General features: G+C 64.0%; 15 protein-coding genes, 1 pseudogene and 1 riboswitch. Of the genes and pseudogenes, 5 read left to right on the top strand and 11 right to left on the bottom strand.

Going from position 1 to position 15,340, the window contains the following annotated elements; translation table 11 throughout:
* Positions 1-33: 33 nt before the first annotated feature.
* From FJW08_RS03880 to FJW08_RS03855, 6 genes are all read right to left on the bottom strand, one after another.
* Complete coding sequence (locus FJW08_RS03880; RefSeq protein ID WP_140755667.1) at positions 34-1,212, bottom strand: HlyD family secretion protein; 1,179 nt, start codon at positions 1,210-1,212, stop codon at positions 34-36.
* On the bottom strand, positions 1,209-1,688 hold the full coding sequence (locus FJW08_RS03875) for a MarR family transcriptional regulator (RefSeq protein WP_140755669.1): 480 nt from the start codon (positions 1,686-1,688) through the stop codon (positions 1,209-1,211). The genes FJW08_RS03880 and FJW08_RS03875 overlap by 4 nt, the downstream gene beginning before the upstream one ends.
* Positions 1,689-1,833: 145 nt before the next feature.
* Complete coding sequence (locus tag FJW08_RS03870; RefSeq protein WP_181182826.1) at positions 1,834-2,883, bottom strand: iron ABC transporter permease; 1,050 nt, start codon at positions 2,881-2,883, stop codon at positions 1,834-1,836.
* Positions 2,883-3,830: an ABC transporter substrate-binding protein gene (locus FJW08_RS03865; RefSeq protein ID WP_140808962.1), complete on the bottom strand. Its 948-nt coding sequence runs from the start codon at positions 3,828-3,830 to the stop codon at positions 2,883-2,885. The genes FJW08_RS03870 and FJW08_RS03865 overlap by 1 nt, the downstream gene beginning before the upstream one ends.
* A gap of 45 nt (positions 3,831-3,875) precedes the next feature.
* Positions 3,876-4,664, bottom strand: a complete 789-nt coding sequence (locus tag FJW08_RS03860) for an ABC transporter ATP-binding protein (RefSeq protein WP_140808960.1) — start codon at positions 4,662-4,664, stop codon at positions 3,876-3,878.
* On the bottom strand, positions 4,661-5,038 hold the full coding sequence (locus FJW08_RS03855; protein ID WP_140808959.1) for a DUF1636 family protein: 378 nt from the start codon (positions 5,036-5,038) through the stop codon (positions 4,661-4,663). Before FJW08_RS03855 ends, FJW08_RS03860 begins: the two co-directional genes overlap by 4 nt.
* A gap of 125 nt (positions 5,039-5,163) precedes the next feature.
* Positions 5,164-5,370: riboswitch (cobalamin riboswitch) on the bottom strand.
* A 120-nt stretch (positions 5,371-5,490) separates the two neighbouring features.
* On the opposite strand from FJW08_RS03855, the pseudogene FJW08_RS03850 reads away from it, so the two are divergent.
* A pseudogene (locus FJW08_RS03850) lies at positions 5,491-5,640 on the top strand (AraC family transcriptional regulator); the annotation flags it as partial.
* Between the two features lie 7 nt (positions 5,641-5,647).
* Here FJW08_RS03850 and FJW08_RS03845 read toward each other — a convergent pair.
* The 4 genes from FJW08_RS03845 to FJW08_RS03830 form a co-directional block, all read right to left on the bottom strand.
* On the bottom strand, positions 5,648-6,583 hold the full coding sequence (locus tag FJW08_RS03845; RefSeq protein ID WP_140808957.1) for a helix-turn-helix domain-containing GNAT family N-acetyltransferase: 936 nt from the start codon (positions 6,581-6,583) through the stop codon (positions 5,648-5,650).
* Positions 6,584-6,767: 184 nt separating this feature from the next.
* Positions 6,768-7,913 (bottom strand): DSD1 family PLP-dependent enzyme, encoded by a 1,146-nt coding sequence (locus FJW08_RS03840; protein WP_140808955.1) that lies wholly within the window; start codon positions 7,911-7,913, stop codon positions 6,768-6,770.
* Positions 7,910-9,190 carry a D-arabinono-1,4-lactone oxidase gene (locus FJW08_RS03835; RefSeq protein WP_140809323.1) on the bottom strand — a complete coding sequence of 427 codons (1,281 nt, stop codon included), beginning with the start codon at positions 9,188-9,190 and terminating at the stop codon, positions 7,910-7,912. Before FJW08_RS03835 ends, FJW08_RS03840 begins: the two co-directional genes overlap by 4 nt.
* Positions 9,191-9,195: 5 nt before the next feature.
* Positions 9,196-10,383 carry an MFS transporter gene (locus FJW08_RS03830; RefSeq protein ID WP_140808953.1) on the bottom strand — a complete coding sequence of 396 codons (1,188 nt, stop codon included), beginning with the start codon at positions 10,381-10,383 and terminating at the stop codon, positions 9,196-9,198.
* A 125-nt stretch (positions 10,384-10,508) separates the two neighbouring features.
* Here FJW08_RS03830 and FJW08_RS03825 point away from each other — a divergent pair, with 125 nt between their 5' ends.
* The gene (locus FJW08_RS03825) at positions 10,509-11,135 is read left to right on the top strand and encodes a TetR family transcriptional regulator (protein ID WP_140808951.1); all 627 of its coding nucleotides are present in this window, start codon (positions 10,509-10,511) and stop codon (positions 11,133-11,135) included.
* Here the strand turns inward: FJW08_RS03825 and FJW08_RS03820 are convergent.
* Positions 11,104-11,997: a hypothetical protein gene (locus FJW08_RS03820; RefSeq protein ID WP_140808949.1), complete on the bottom strand. Its 894-nt coding sequence runs from the start codon at positions 11,995-11,997 to the stop codon at positions 11,104-11,106. The two genes, FJW08_RS03825 and FJW08_RS03820, sit on opposite strands and share 32 nt — an antisense overlap.
* 71 nt (positions 11,998-12,068) lie before the next feature.
* On the opposite strand from FJW08_RS03820, the gene FJW08_RS03815 reads away from it, so the two are divergent.
* The 3 genes from FJW08_RS03815 (at position 12,069) to groL (ending at position 15,112) form a co-directional block, all read left to right on the top strand.
* On the top strand, positions 12,069-12,863 hold the full coding sequence (locus FJW08_RS03815) for a class I SAM-dependent methyltransferase (protein WP_140755685.1): 795 nt from the start codon (positions 12,069-12,071) through the stop codon (positions 12,861-12,863).
* A gap of 231 nt (positions 12,864-13,094) precedes the next feature.
* The gene (groES, locus tag FJW08_RS03810; protein ID WP_006203049.1) at positions 13,095-13,391 is read left to right on the top strand and encodes a co-chaperone GroES; all 297 of its coding nucleotides are present in this window, start codon (positions 13,095-13,097) and stop codon (positions 13,389-13,391) included.
* Positions 13,392-13,456: 65 nt separating this feature from the next.
* Positions 13,457-15,112, top strand: coding sequence for a chaperonin GroEL (gene groL, locus FJW08_RS03805; RefSeq protein ID WP_140808947.1), 1,656 nt, complete (start codon positions 13,457-13,459; stop codon positions 15,110-15,112).
* Positions 15,113-15,340 lie beyond the last annotated feature (228 nt).

Raw genomic sequence — 15,340 nt, 5'->3', positions numbered from 1 at the left:
CCACCCGCCTGGTCCCGGCGGGCTTCCGCTGACTTACTGCGCGGGCTCGCCGGCCGTGGCGTGGCCGAAGATCGACGGCCAGCCACGCGCCACGCCCGTATCGACAGTAACCGAAGCGCTCATGCCGGTACGCAGCGCCATCTTGGCGTCGGCATCGGTCAGTTCCAGGCGTACCGGAATGCGCTGGGTCACCTTGACCCAATTGCCCGTGGCGTTCTGGGCGGGCAGCAGCGAGAAGTCCGCGCCGGTGCCGGCACCGATAGCCTTGACAGTCGCCTCGAAGGTCCTGCCCGGATAGGTGTCGACCACGATCTCCGCCTTCTGACCAGGCTTCATGTTGGTGAGTTGGGTTTCCTTGAAATTGGCGTCGATCCAGGTGTCGCCGGTTTCGACCAGCGCAAACAACGGTGTGCCGGAGCCGACATACTGGCCGACCTTGAAGGACGCGGCTTGATAGACAAGACCATCGGCAGGCGCCTTCACCGTGGTCTGCGCCAGGTCATAGGCAGCCTTGTCGCGCGCGGCGAGCGCCGACATCACGGTCGGATGCTTGTCTGTCTCGATATCGGGATTGCCGCCGAGCGCCGCCTTGGCGCTGACGATGCCCTGTTCGGCAACGGCGAGCTGCTGTTTTGCCTTGTCGAGATCGTTCCTGGCCTGATCCAGCGAGGACTTGGCGTTGATGCCCTTCTGCGCGAGATCGGCGGCACGGTCATATTGCGACTGCGCATAGGCAACTTCGCTGCTGGCGGATTTCTCCTGCGCCATCGCCTGGCTGTAAGCGGCGCGCAGCTGCTCGACATTGAGGCGCGCGGCAGCCACCGCCGCGTCAGCCTGTGCAAGCGCGATCCGGTAGGGCTCGGGGTCGATGGCGAACAGGAGATCGCCCTGCTTCACCGTCTGATTGTCCGATATGGCGACCTGAACGATACGACCGGCCGTGTCGGAGGCGATCGACACCTTGGCCTGCTGCAGATTGGCGTTTTCCGTTTCCTGGTAGCGCCCGCCCGTCACCCAGACATAGCCGCCGCCGATGATCAATGCCGCCGGTAAGGCAAACATCAGGAAGAAGCGGCCGATGCGGCGCTTCTTCTTCGGCGCCGCGACCGGCTGCACGGGAGGAGTGACCGCGACAGGGGCGGCAGCCGGCTGGGCCGGCGCTTCCATCTCCACCTTGGGAGCGTTTTCTTCAACCTTGGCTACCGCGTTCATGCTGCCGCACCTTCCGAACTCTTGATCTTTTCAAGTGACGAAGCTTCGCTGTCCGTCAGATTCTGTACCATTACATCCAGCGCCCGGATCAGGACGCGCCGGTCTTCCGGCGAAACGCCGCTGAGCGATTCCTCATAGACCTCGCCAGCAAGGCTCTTGACGTCCGCATAGGCCGCATTCGCCTTCTCGGTTGGGAAGATCATCCGCACGCGCCGGTCGGCCGCGTCGGAGCGGCGTTCGATCCAGCCGCCCTCCTCCATCCGGTCGACCAGGCGTGAGACGCTGATCGGCTCGATTTCGAGCAGTTCGGCGAGCCGCGCCTGTGCAACGCCCGCCTCCTTGGCAACGCGGACCAGAAGCCGCCACTGCGCCGAGGACAGGCCGAGCCCACTGGCGCGCGCCTCGAAGCGCTTGCGCATCAGGCGCTGCACGTCGTGGATCAAAAATCCCAGTCTGTCGATGCCATCTGAAACCATGAGCGATACATATAATAAGCGTGCTTACTAATCAAGATACCACATCGCCACGAAAGCCGGAAAAATGCGCATGGCAGGTCTGCAACGCGATCCTGGTTAGCGACAGGTGAACGCCCTTCCCATGCGAAACGCGCGGACGCCGTCTTCAAAGGCGGTTTCGAACAACCATGGTGACGACGAAGAACGCGCCGAGCGAGCTGGTGATGATGCCGATCGGCAGTTCCTGCGGCGGCAGCAAGGTCCGGGCCAGAAGATCGCTTGCCAGCAGGAGCACCGCCCCGAAAACCGCGCAACTTGCGATCAGGCGCAGATGCAAGGGACCGGCCAGTGGCCGCGACAGATGCGGGATCATCAATCCGACAAAGCCGATGACGCCGGCGACCGAGACGAGGATTGCCGTCGAGAAAGCCGCCACGAGAAATGTCGTCCTGCGCATGCGGGCCACCGGCACGCCGAGACTTTCGGCGGCGCTTTCGCCGGCCAGGAAAGCGTCCAGCTTGCGGTGGTTCCACAGTCCGTAGGCCGCGATCGTGCCAGCGCCGACCGCGCCCAGCCACACATTGTCCCAGCGCGCCAGCCCGAGCCCGCCCATGGTCCAGAACAGCACCGAATGGGCCGCGCGCTGGTCGCCGGCAAAAACCAGATAATTGGTCAAGGCCGTGAACATGAAGGAGACGGCAAGGCCGGCGAGGATCAGCCGTTCGGGACCTTGCCCCCTCACCCGCGCCACCAGCAAAAGCACGATGGAGGCGGCGAGGATGCCGCCGGTGAACGCAGCCACAGGCAAGGTCCAGATGCCGAAGCTGTCGCCGAAGACGGTAATGACGGAAACCGCGCCGGCAGCGGCCCCCGACGACAGGCCGAACAGGAAAGGGTCGGCAAGGTCGTTGCGGGTCACGGTCTGCAAAAGCGCGCCGACGATACCCAGCCCGCCGCCGACATAGATCGCCAGGATCGTGCGTGGCAGCCGCAAGTCGACGACGATCTTGCCGACCGGGCCCGATATCCCGGGCTCATCCAGCCCGATGGCACGGCCAAGGGCGGCGGCGACATCGGTTAGAGGTATCAGCGTCGAGCCGTAAGCGATCGACAGCAGCGCGAGAGCGACGAGCGCCACCGCGCCCGCCGTCATGGCCAGCGTGAAGGCTTTGTGCCCTGAAAGCGAGCCGGATTTGTGCTCTCGGGCAAGATCCATCAGAACGCTTCCGGATGCATCGCCCTGGCGATCTTGCCGATGGCTTCGATGTTCGCCGGTCCTGGCGTCAGTTCGGCATAACGAAGCGCCACGAAGCGCTCGTTCCTGACCGCGTCCGTCTCCTTCATCGCCGGGTGCGCCTTCAGGAAATCGAGCAGCTTCCTGTAACCGCCGCCGTCCTGATAATCGAGCAGGATGAGGAATTGCGGATTGCGCGCCGCCACCGTCTCCCAGTCCGTGTTGCCCCAGCTCGTTTCCATGTCGGCCATGATGTTGTCGCCGCCGGCCGCCGATATCATGGCGCTGGGGATGGCGAACTTTCCCGCGGTAAAGGGCTTGTCCTCGCCGGAATCGTACAGGAACACGCGTGTTCCCTTGGCGCTGCCGACCTTGGCGGTGATATCGGCGAGTTGCGCCTTCCAGCCGGCGACAAGCTTCTCCGCTTCTGCCTCCTTGCCGAAGACCTTGCCCAGCTTTTCGATATCGCCATAGAGCAGGTCCATGGAGGCGGCCGGGCGGCTCTTGTCGAGATGGACGCAGCTTTCGGTCAGCACCAGCGTCTTGATGCCGTGCGGAGCGAGCGTGTCGGGGGTCACGTCGCCGCCGGGCTTCATGCCGTAGTACCAGCCGGCGAAGAAGAAATCGGGCTCGGCGGCGACGAGATTCTCCAGCGTCGGATATTTCGGCGCCAGTTCGGGAATGGAACCCTGCTCTGCCTTGAATTCGGGGCCGACCTTGTACCATCCGGTGATACCGGTCAGGCCGACGATCGACGGCTGCAGCTTCAGCGCGAAGGCCATCTCGGCCATGTTGAGATCATGGATGACGGCGCGCTTCGGCGGCGCGTCGAAGGTCAGCTGCTTGCCGCAGCTGTCGACGGTGACGGGGAAGGCAAAGGCTGTCGAGGCCAGCAGCGAGACGACGAGGGACAAGGCGAGGCGTTTCACGGACTTTGCTCCTTGGTTGAACGTGTCGGATAAGGATGGATTTGATCAGGACGGCGGTGCGGCGCGGTTCGGAAGGTCGAACACCGTCAGTTCGCGGTCCTCGGTGGGATGGCGCAGGCGAAACACGTCGACGCCGAAAATCTCGCGGATCAACTGCTGCGTCAGCGCCTCGTGCGGCGGCGCCAGCGCCTGCAGCCGGGCCTCGTTCATCACCGCGACCCTGGTGGCGAAGGGCGCCACCAGGGTCAGATCGTGCAGCACCGCGATCACCGTCATGCCGAAGCCGGCCACCAGTTCGAGCAGTTGCGCGCGGGCGCGCGGGTCGAGGTGGTTGGTCGGCTCGTCGAGGAACAGGATCTTGGGCTCCTGCGCGATGGCACGCGCAAGCTGGGCGCGCTGGCGTTCGCCACCAGACAGCGAGCCGATGGTCCGGCCGAGCAGCGGCAACAGGCCGGTCCGGCGCAGCGCGTCCACGACAATGTCGCGTTCCTCGCCGCGGCGCCTCAGGCCGGCATGCGGGACGCGGCCAAGCTCGACATAGTCGATCACCGCCAGCCGTGGGTCCGGCTGGTCGGTCTGGCCCACGACGGCGATATGCAGAGCCCGTTCGGCGGGCGAAATCCCATCCAGGCGCCGCCCGCCGAGCTTCACCTCTCCGAAGCTCGGCCTGAGCATGCCGGACAACATGCGCAGCAGCGTGGTCTTGCCGGCGCCGTTGGGACCAATGATGGCGAGGCGGTCGCCGGATGTCACCGACAGGCTGACGGCATGGACCAGATGCCGGCCATTCGCCGTCGCGCCCAGGTCGCGCGCATCGAGAAGCGGCGTTGTCATCGATTGCCATCCGCCAGCTTGCCGGCTCCCGGGATGCGGGCCAGCGTCTTGCCGGCCAGGCCCGGCGGACGTTGTCCGGAATTGCACCAGCCGTCCGGAAGCGAAGCGTAAAGCCTGGCAAACCGCACGAGATCGGCAGCGTCGGCCTGCGCGTCGATCGACCCGAAGAGATAGGCTGCCTTGCCTGGCGCCTGGAAAGCCACTGTCAGGGGACGCGCGCAACCCGCCATGCAAGCCACGCCCTCGACCGTGAAACCATGCGCCACGTCAGGCTGGGCCGAGAGGCGGGAGCGCAACTCGGCGCACAAACCTTCGCCCGACCTGACGCCGGTCGGCACGTCGCGGCAAAGGGTGCACACGATGATCTGGTGCATGGAGCCGGGTTGAATACGATCGATTGCGCCGTCCAACTTCCCGTCACTTTCAAAACTGGCGACGGAAGGATGTTGGTCGACCGGCCGACAAGACCGATGTCCACGTTTCCTCCCGGCACACCCCGTCCGGTCAACTCAGTGATGGCAGGTCTCCTGGCTCACGGGTCTCTGCGCAATCCTGCCTTCCCAGCCTTGCCGGCCAGTGGCGTTCCGGATCTTGCTCACCGCTTACAGTTGCGGGGGCAGCCGCGGCCTCGACCCCATGGGGTCTCACCGCGTTCCCTTTTCACCCCTCGCCTTTCGGCTCGGGGACCATCACGAGTCGCAGCCTAGGCCGCGCGCGACAGCGAGGCAAGGCGATTGCTTCGTTTTGTTATAACAGAACAGACCTGAGAGCAAGCCTGTCGTCGACTTTGCGTCCGGCCGCCTGACAGCCGTTGCCGTTTTTTCATCGGCGCACGATCGACACGATCTGGAACGGCTGGCTTCCCGCCTCCGGCCATGAAATCGCCTACGCGTCGGAATTCGAGCGCTATGGGCCCGAATTCGATGGCCGCACCGGTAATGGCGGGCTGGAGATCTGGGTGCGGGTCAAGGCATGACGCGCCGCTACAGGTCCAGATCCCAGTTCTGTCCGACCAGATCCTTGCCGAAGGAATGGTGGGGCTCTTCCTCGATCAGCTTGAAACCGGCCGCCTGGTAGATGTGCCGGGCGGCGGTCAGAATGTCGTTGGTCCATAAGGTCAGCGTCTTGTATCCCCTGGCGCGGGCGAAGCCGATGCATTCCTCGACCAGGCGCTTGCCGATGCCGAGGCGGCGCGCCGAAGGTTCGACATAGAGCAGCCGCAGCTTGGCCACCTGATCCGACTTGCGCACGACGAAGACCGAGCCGACGACCTCACCTTCCCGCTCGGCGATCCAGCCGCGCTCCCATTTCGGATCGAAATTCTTGACGAACTCGCCGAGGATCTCAGCCACCAGTGCCTCGTAGGTTTCGTCCCAACCATAGTCCTGGGCGTAGAGCATGCCCTGGCGGCGCGTGACCCAGCCGATGTCGCCAACCTGCAGCGGCCGCAGGATGTAAGGCACCTTGGGTTCGGGTCTGTCGCCGAGCAGGTCCTGGACGATGCGCATGGCCTTGACCAGCCGATCCTGATCGACGGGCGCCAGGCGACCGAGTAGCGCGCGCACCTGGTCGTGCGAATCCTGGTTGAGCGGCGCGAAGGCTTCCCTACCCGCTGGCGTCAGCGCGATCGAGGCGCGGCGCGCGTCCGCCTCGGTGGCTTCGCGCTCGACCAGACCGCGCTCCTCGAATTTTTTGAGCAAACGGCTGACATAGCCGGGGTCAAGGCCGAGATCGCGCACCAGGTCGCTGGCGACGAGCCCGTCGCGATGGGCAAGCTCATAGAGCACCCGCGCCTCGGTAAGCGAAAAGGTGCTTTTCAGCCAGCCTTCGTCGAGCACACCGATCTGGCGGGTGTAGAAGCGGTTGAACGCGCGCACCGCGTCGATGCGTTCCTTGCCGGGGTGGTCGTGGATCGTCATGGGGGTTCCTCCTGTCCTGGACAGGATCAGTCATTTAGTTGACTGAGTCAATAAAATCGTTGCAACGAGGCGCCTCACAACTTCGTCATTCTTGTGCGGAGCAGGGAGCGCAGCGACGCGCGCAGACCCTGGAATGACGACATTGCAGATGCAGGCGCCAATGGCGACGCCGAGACGACAGCCATCACCCCATCGGCAGCACCGGCCAGCGGTCGACGATCCTGCCACCGGAAAGCACCGCGATCGGCCCGAGCTGCTGCAGCACGGCTTCGCTCTGCGTCGGCCGCAGGAATGCGTAGTCGCCCGGCCTGACGACGGCCTCGGCGGGCAGGGACATGAATTGCTGGTTGGAGGACAGGCCAAGCAGACCGTTCGTCTCCATGCCTTCGGGAAACACCGGTTCGGCCATCCATTTGCCGCTATAGAGATAGCAGCCCTTGCGCGGAAACCGGCCGAGCGCCTGGAGCAGACGCGAGACCGCCGGCGGGCCGGGCAGCATCGGCTCGACCACCTTCAGAATGGGCGTTGCGATGAAGGCCGCCGGCTGAAAGCCGCCGAGACCTGGCGTGTCGAAATCGCCGGGCAGCACGAAGGCCGAGCCCATCGACACTTCGTTGGCGGTGCCGCCATGATGAAGCAGCGCGGTCTTGCTGCCGCCAATGTTCAAGATATGGCGCTGGTTCATGCCGAGGCGCGCGACGAAAGCGGCGGCCCGTTTCGAGGCTTGCGCCAACGCCTTGGCCGGTCCGCCGAACAGGGCGGGTATGTGCGGCGCATGCGCCTCATAGGCCATGACGCCCTCACAGCGCAGCCCTTTATGGGCCGGCAGCGCCGTCAGAGCCTGCGACAGGGCATCCGGATCGGCGAAGCCGCCACGATGCAGTCCGACATCGATTTCGAAAGCGATGCGCAGCTCGACGCCGAGTTCGTCGGCGAGCGCGCCATAGTCAGCCAGCCTCTCCTGCGTATCGATCAGCCAGCATACCCGCGACCAGGCCACCTCGCCTCTGGAAAGCACCGCCCTTGCCGCGCCGACCGGCATCGGTTTGCCGTACAGGAGATCCGCATCCGGAAACGCGCTCAGCACCGCCTCGCTGATCGGCGGATGGAAGGTCATGAAGCGGTGGGTTCCAAGCGCCTTGCCAATATGGGCAAGCAGCGGCAGGCAAGCGAGCGACTTGTCGACCAGCCGTACGGCAAGGCTGGCATCAAGCCTCTCTTTCACCAGGGCGATGTTGCCATCCAGCCGATCGCGGTCGAGCAGCAGGCTGGGTTGGAAGATGCCCGCCTGCTTCAGCGCATCCGAAAGCGTGGCGAAATAGGCTCTCATTGTTCGATGCCGAAGAGATCGGCGATATAGGGCGAGACGAAACGGTTTTGCGGATCGATGTCGCGGCGCACCGCCATCGCATCGTCCCAGCGCGGATAGAGCTTTTTCAGATCGGCCGCTTTCAGGCTGTGCATCTTGCCCCAGTGCGGCCTGCCGGCATATCTGCGGAAGATCGGCTCGGCCGCGCGCACGAACGGCAACGGATCGTTCGCCGCATCGTGGTGGATGGCGATCGAACAGGTAAGCCTTTTGTGAAAGGGCGAGAGCCAGAATTCGTCCGATGCCACCGACCGCACTTCCATCGGGAAATAGACCTCCGGAAAATGCTTCTCGGTCAGTTCGATGATTTCGGTCAGCGCCTTCGGCCCCTCCTCGAAGGGAAGGTGATATTCCATTTCGTTGAACCTGGTCTGCCGGTCGCTGGCGTAGACGTTGAGCCAGTCCTGCACATAATCCTCGGCCGGCACCTTGGCGACGGCGCCACGGATCAACCTGCGGCGCAGCGACGGCAGCCAGGCAAGCCCGGTGCGCAAGCGGCGCAACGTGCGCAAGGAGCCCTCGTCGTCGTCGGTCGGGCGCATCGTCGTGGCTTCGGTGCTGAAGTCGCTGGCGATGAACTGCGCGTAGCCGGAGAAGGGAATGTAATAGAATTCGGCCGACCGGTGCGCGGCCATCATCGTTTCGAAATCGCGCAGCATGTCGCCTATCGGCAGCACCCATTTGCGGCGCCGCAGCCGGTAGGTCGCGATGTTGTTCAGCGTCACTTCGCTGAGCACACCGAAGGCACCGAGGGCGACGCCGATGGCATGGATCGTCTCCCGATCCCCTTCCCGCTTGAATTCGCGGACCTTGCCGAGCCCGTCGACGATCTGCACCGTTTCCAACTGCGTGTGATAGGCGCCGAGCGTCGACCCCGAGCCATGGGTAGCGGTGCCCAGCGCGCCGCCTATCGCCTGGCGGTCGATGTCGCCCATGTTGGGCAGGCCCTGGCCGATGCCTTGCAGGATGTGCATGAGCGAACCAAGCCGCGTCCCTGCCCGCACGCGCGCCTGATTTCTTTTCGCGTCATGCGAGACCAGCCCTTCCAGCTTCTCCAGCGACAGGATGGTGCCTTGCGACTTCACCAATGGCGTGAAGGAGTGACCGGCGCCGACGACGCGGACCGGGCCGGGTGCGGTGCGAATGAGATCGCCGAGTTCGCCGGCATCGGCGGGGCTGGCAAGCAACCGCGGCTCGGCCGTGACAAAGCCCGACCAGTTGCTCCAGCTGTTCGCCATGGTGCTCACGCAACAACCCGGCGACGCCGTGCGACGAGTACAAACAGGCCCAGCAACGCCACGCTGGCGACAGCGCTTGCGGCGGCGAATTCCGGCACCGGGCGAAAATCCTTGCCGTCGATGAGCAGCGACGCGGCGACCGGCCCGATCGCCAGGCCGAAAAGCTGGGCGGCCGGCACCAGCAGCACGGCGGTGCGCCTTTCGTCGGCGGTGATCGCCAGCCGGATCTGGTAGGGCACGATGAACAGCAGGATAAAACCCATGACCAGGGCGGCGACCCAGAATGTCGTGAGGCCAGGTCCGCTGGCAAGCACGAGCGAGGCGGCAAGCGCGACGATGCCGATCGCCGCGATGGCGAGGCGATAGTCTATGCGCGCCTCGAACACGGTCGCCGTCATCGCGCCCAGCACCTGCGCCGCGAGGCTGGCCGAGACGATCAGCCCGACCGTGCCGCCGTCGATGCCGAATTGTGCGCCGAGCGGCTCCAGAAAGGCCCAGACCGCGCCGAAGAACATGAAGTAGCAGAAGACCGACAACAGCGCGGTGATCGAAGGAACCGTCAGCACATTGGCGAGGTTTTCTTCCTTCGGCAGGTCGGCATAATCGGCGGGGACAGCGAAGGCGACCACCAGCGACGCCACACAGACGACGGCAAGAACGAGGAAGCCGCCCGCCGATCCGGCGGCGGGAACGACATAGAGCGCCAACAGCAGCGCAAGAGCGCATTGCGCCAGCGTCTGAATGGTGACGAAAAAACCGCCGATGCGTTCGGCGCGCCGCGAGCGGGCGATCAGTTCGGTGGCGATCGCGACAAGGCCGCCTTCGGCAAGGCCGGCCAGCGCGCGCGCCACCATCAGCGTGCTGGCGCCGGCGGCATAGGCGGTCCAAACATTGGCCAGCGCCAGCAGCAGCAGGAGGACCGCGCTTTTCCAGCGCATCTTGTGGGCGGAGAGCAGCATCGCAACGATCGCCGAGCCAATCGCGATGGCGATCATCTCGGCGGTGGCGACCAGTGCCAGTTCGTCGCCGCTGACATGGCCCTCGGTGTAGAGGGCTCCGAGCAGGACGGGCTGCAGGCCGAGAATGAGCAGGCCGACCGACCCGATCCACAAGGCCGATGCAAGCTGTCCGCCGGTCGGGTTGCCAACCAGCCAGTCGCCATCGCCCTGAAGACTGGTGCTTGTCGAAGTCAAAGGCGCCCTCCCAACGTCCTTGCCGCGCGGCAGAAAAGCTGACAATCTGTCAGCATTTCAGAAACTGATACTTGATCATATTTCATGTCAACCGGAATTTGAGAACCCGTGCGAAAGATCGGTGCATGACGCAAGCAAGTCGAACGGCCACCGAGCCGAGGCGCAGACCCAAGCAGGAGCGCAGCCGCGAGCGCATCGACGCTATCTTGTCGACCACCATGCGGCTGATCGGCGAGAAGGGCATCGACGCCGTCACCATGAAGGAGGTCGGCATGCTGGCGGGCGGACCGATCGCCACCGTCTACCATTACTTCCCCAACAAGTCGGCGATCCTGGCAATGCTCTATGAGCGGTTTTCCGAGGTCAGCCGGGCGCGATTGGCGGCGATTGTCGCCGATGTCAGAGAAGCCAGGGACATCATCGCCGCGGCGGACCGGCTGCTTGACGACTATCTCGGCCGTGTCGCCGGCGATCCGGCCATCCAGGATCTGCAGAACGCCATCCAGGCCGACAAGGCGCTCAAGAATCTCGACATCGCCGAAACCCGACTTCAAGCCAAGATGTTCTGCGACCATGTCATCGCCTTGCTGGAGCCGGACAAGCACGAGCAGTTCGAACGCATGGTTCTGCTGATCTTCCAGCTCGCCGGCGGCGTCGTGCGCCTGGCGCTTGCGCAGGGCGACGCGGAAAGCCGCCGGACCATCGAGGACTACCGCTCGATCATCCACACCCAGTTGCGGTTGTTCCTCTGACGCCGACCGAAGATGTCGCCCGGCCAATGAGGCCTTCGAAGCCATCGGCCAGATTGGCGTTGCCGGCGGCGAGAAAGGCGGAAAGATTGCGGGCACCGCCTGGCGTCTTATTGGCGTCAAGCAGCACCGCCCTGCCCTCATGCATGACAAAATCGAACTTGCCATAGTCAAAGCCAAGCTCGCGCCTCAGCGCACGAAGCTCCTCGGGAACCGGAACCGGCTCACGACGGATCGTGTCGTCGCCTTTGACCAGGCTTTGCGACGAAACATGGCGGGTGCAGCGCTCGCGCTCCCCGCAAAATATCCAGAAGCGGGCGCCAAAGCCGTCCGGTTCCGGCTCGGGAATGAATTTTTCGACGACGAGATCCCCGCGGTCGAACACCGCAGGCGCAACATCCGAAAGGGACGTACAGACGCGGTAGCCCTCGATAAGCTCGGCACCGGGAAATGGCTCCGGCTTTCCGGCACGTCGCGATCGCCGGTTAAGCGACTGTTCCCGCATTCCCAGATTGTTGAGATTGCTCTTGACGATGACCGGACCTGGCCAGTCGTCGTCCCTGCCGATGACGGCGCCGCTGATTAGGCGCTTGGAGATGTCGGCTGCCCCGATGTTCAGGCAGAACGGAAAAGCGCGCGCGTATTCGACATATTCGGGCGGCGTCACGGTCGCATCGACATGCAGCACCGCTATGTCTGCTTCGGGCTTCGCCGACGTTCCTGAGAGTATGCGGACGGAATGGCCGCGCCGCTTCAGTTCTTCCAGCAGATCAAAGAGCATGTAGGGACTGTCGCGGCGCAACAGCGGGCCACGCCGGCGTTCGAACCTGTCGAACTCATGCGTAATAACCGCGATGCGTGTCATGTGCCCCCCGCACTTGGTTTCATTAGCGTCTTCGATTATGCGTCTGAACACAATGCTGGTTGGGGCCAGGGATGACCGACCATTGGAATGCCATTCGACGGCACTGGGAGTTGCTCGGGCCACCGCTGCGGCCGCCTGCCGAAGCTGTGGAAACCTACCAGCGCGAACTCTACCTTTCGGAGGCACATGTCGTTCTGCTCGGCGTGACGCCGGAACTCGCCGGGCTCGGCGCGACCATGATGGCCGTCGATGAATCCTCCGACATGATCGCCGGAATCTGGCCAGGTGATACAGCGTCGCGAAAGGCCATCAACTGCGACTGGCTCGACCTACCGGTTTCGCGCGCAAGCGTCGATGCGGTGATCGGCGACGGCTGCCTGTCGGCGCTAGGCTTTTCAGCCGTGCGCGAGGCGCTGTTCGCGGCGATTGCCAGCGTGCTGCATTCTGACGGGCGCGCGGGCCTGCGTCTCTTTGCCCGTCCCGAGACACCGGACGATCCGGCAGCGGTGCAAGCGCTTGCGCTTTCTGGCGGTGTCTCCACTTTCCACGAGCTCAAATGGCGCGTCGCCATGGCCGCGACGGGCCCCGCTCCCGACCATGCAATTCCAGTAAAGACGATCGCGGAAAGGTTCGATGCACTGTTCCCTGATCGCCAGGAACTCTCGGCGCGTACGGGCTGGGAATTGCCGGTCATCGCCACTATCGATGTCTATCGGAACTCGCCGGCCATCTACAGTTTTGCGCCGCCCATGGCACTCATCAGCGAGGCGGAAGCGTTCTTCAGTAACGTCCGCATTGTTCCAACCGGCAGCTACGGGCTCGCCGAGCGATGCCCGCTTTTGGTACTGCGGTCGCCGAGGCGCTGAACGACCTAGCGAAATTCTTTCGCTTTTGCGGCCAGTAACCGCCACATTCTCCGCGACGATGCAGCGCATGAAAATTTCCCACGACTGCCTCCTGCGGCGCGCCTTGACTCTCGCAGATCGTCGGCCTATTTCAGCGCCACGTTAGCACTCGCCATTGGTGAGTGCTAACTATGTGTCCGGCGCCGCCGGACGGAGGAACTGTTTCTCACCGTTCTCATCGAGGAAGAAAAAATGGCAAAGTCGAAGTTCCGCCCGCTTCATGACCGCGTGGTCGTTCGCCGGGTCGAATCCGAATCCAAGACCGCCGGCGGGATCATCATCCCGGACACGGCAAAGGAAAAGCCGCAGGAAGGCGAGATCATCGCCGTCGGCTCGGGCGCCCGCGACGAAGCTGGCAAGCTGGTCCCGCTGGACGTCAAGGCCGGCGACCGCATCCTGTTCGGCAAGTGGTCGGGCACCGAAGTCAAGCTCAATGGCGAAGACCTTCTGATCATGAAGGAATCCGACATCATGGGCATCATCGGCTGATCATCGGCCTCACCTTCAACTTGAATTTTTCAGGCTCTATCCGAGCCCCTGCCAGGAGCTAAAACATGGCTGCCAAAGACGTAAAATTCTCCCGTGACGCCCGCGAGCGCATGCTGCGCGGCGTCAACATCCTCGCCGACGCGGTGAAGGTCACGCTCGGTCCCAAGGGCCGCAACGTCGTCATCGACAAGTCGTTCGGCGCCCCGCGCATCACCAAGGACGGCGTCACCGTCGCCAAGGAAATCGAGCTTGAAGACAAGTTCGAGAACATGGGCGCGCAGATGGTCCGCGAAGTTGCTTCGAAGACCAACGACATCGCCGGCGACGGCACCACGACCGCGACCGTTCTGGCGCAGTCGATCGTCCAGGAAGGCCACAAGTCGGTTGCCGCCGGCATGAACCCGATGGACCTGAAGCGCGGCATCGATCTGGCCGTCAACGAAGTGGTCGCCGCTCTCGGCAAGGCCGCCAAGAAGATCAAGACCTCCGAGGAAGTCGCCCAGGTCGGCACGATCTCGGCCAATGGCGACGAGTCGGTCGGCAAGATGATCGCGGAAGCGATGCAGAAGGTCGGCAATGAAGGCGTCATCACGGTCGAGGAAGCCAAGACTGCCGAGACCGAACTCGAAGTCGTCGAAGGCATGCAGTTCGACCGCGGCTACCTCTCGCCCTACTTCGTCACCAACGCCGACAAGATGGTTGCCGAACTGGAGGACGTCTACATCCTCCTGCACGAGAAGAAGCTCTCCAACCTGCAGGCCATGCTGCCGGTCCTCGAAGCCGTCGTGCAGACCTCGAAGCCGCTGCTCATCATCTCGGAAGACGTCGAAGGCGAGGCCCTGGCCACGCTGGTCGTCAACAAGCTGCGTGGCGGCCTGAAGATCGCCGCCGTCAAGGCGCCGGGCTTCGGTGATCGCCGCAAGGCCATGCTGGAAGACATCGCCATCCTGACCGGTGGCCAGGTCATCTCGGAAGACCTCGGCATCAAGCTCGAGAACGTCGGCCTCAACATGCTCGGCCGCGCCAAGAAGGTGTCGATCTCCAAGGAGAACACCACCATCGTCGACGGCGCCGGCAAGAAGGCAGAGATCCAGGGCCGCGTTGCCCAGATCAAGCAGCAGATCGAGGAGACCACCTCGGACTACGACAAGGAGAAGCTGCAGGAACGTCTGGCGAAGCTCGCCGGCGGCGTTGCCGTGATCCGCGTCGGCGGTGCGACGGAAGTCGAAGTCAAGGAAAAGAAGGACCGCGTCGATGACGCCCTCAACGCGACCCGCGCGGCCGTGGAAGAAGGCATCGTTGCAGGCGGTGGCGTTGCCCTGCTGCGCGCTTCGGCCAACATCAAGGCTGCCGGCGCCAATGCCGACCAGGCTGCCGGCATCAACATCGTTCGTCGTGCGCTGCAGGCTCCGGCCCGCCAGATCGCGGCCAACGCCGGTGCGGAAGCATCGATCGTTGCCGGCAAGATCCTCGAGAACAAGGGCGCGACCTTCGGCTACAACGCCCAGACCGGCGAATATGGCGACATGATCGTCATGGGTATCGTCGATCCGGTCAAGGTCGTGCGCACCGCCCTCCAGGACGCGGCCTCGGTCGCCGGCCTGCTCGTCACCACCGAAGCCATGATCGCCGAAGCTCCGAAGAAGGACTCTGGCGCCGGCGGCATGCCTGGCGGCATGGGCGGCGGCGGCATGGGCGGCATGGGCGGCATGGACTTCTAAGAAGTCCATAAAGCACGCCCATCAACCAACACTGCTCAAGCCCGCGAGCGGGCTTGAGTGGCGGCATGGATTTCTAATCCAGCCATCCTCGCAAAATTATCGAAAGGGCGGCCGAGAGGTCGCCCTTTTTCGTTGTCTCGATTCGAAGGCTTGAGCGCCTGGCGATCCGCCCTTGATGGGCAACGCTGCCGTGCCGCTCCAACCGACTGCCTAAACTTTGTGCAATTC

It is taken from the genome of Mesorhizobium sp. B3-2-1, assembly GCF_006439515.1.
Taxonomy (GTDB): domain Bacteria; phylum Pseudomonadota; class Alphaproteobacteria; order Rhizobiales; family Rhizobiaceae; genus Mesorhizobium.
Note: the sequence above shows the minus strand (reverse complement) of the source record. Positions and strands in the feature narration are given on the sequence as shown.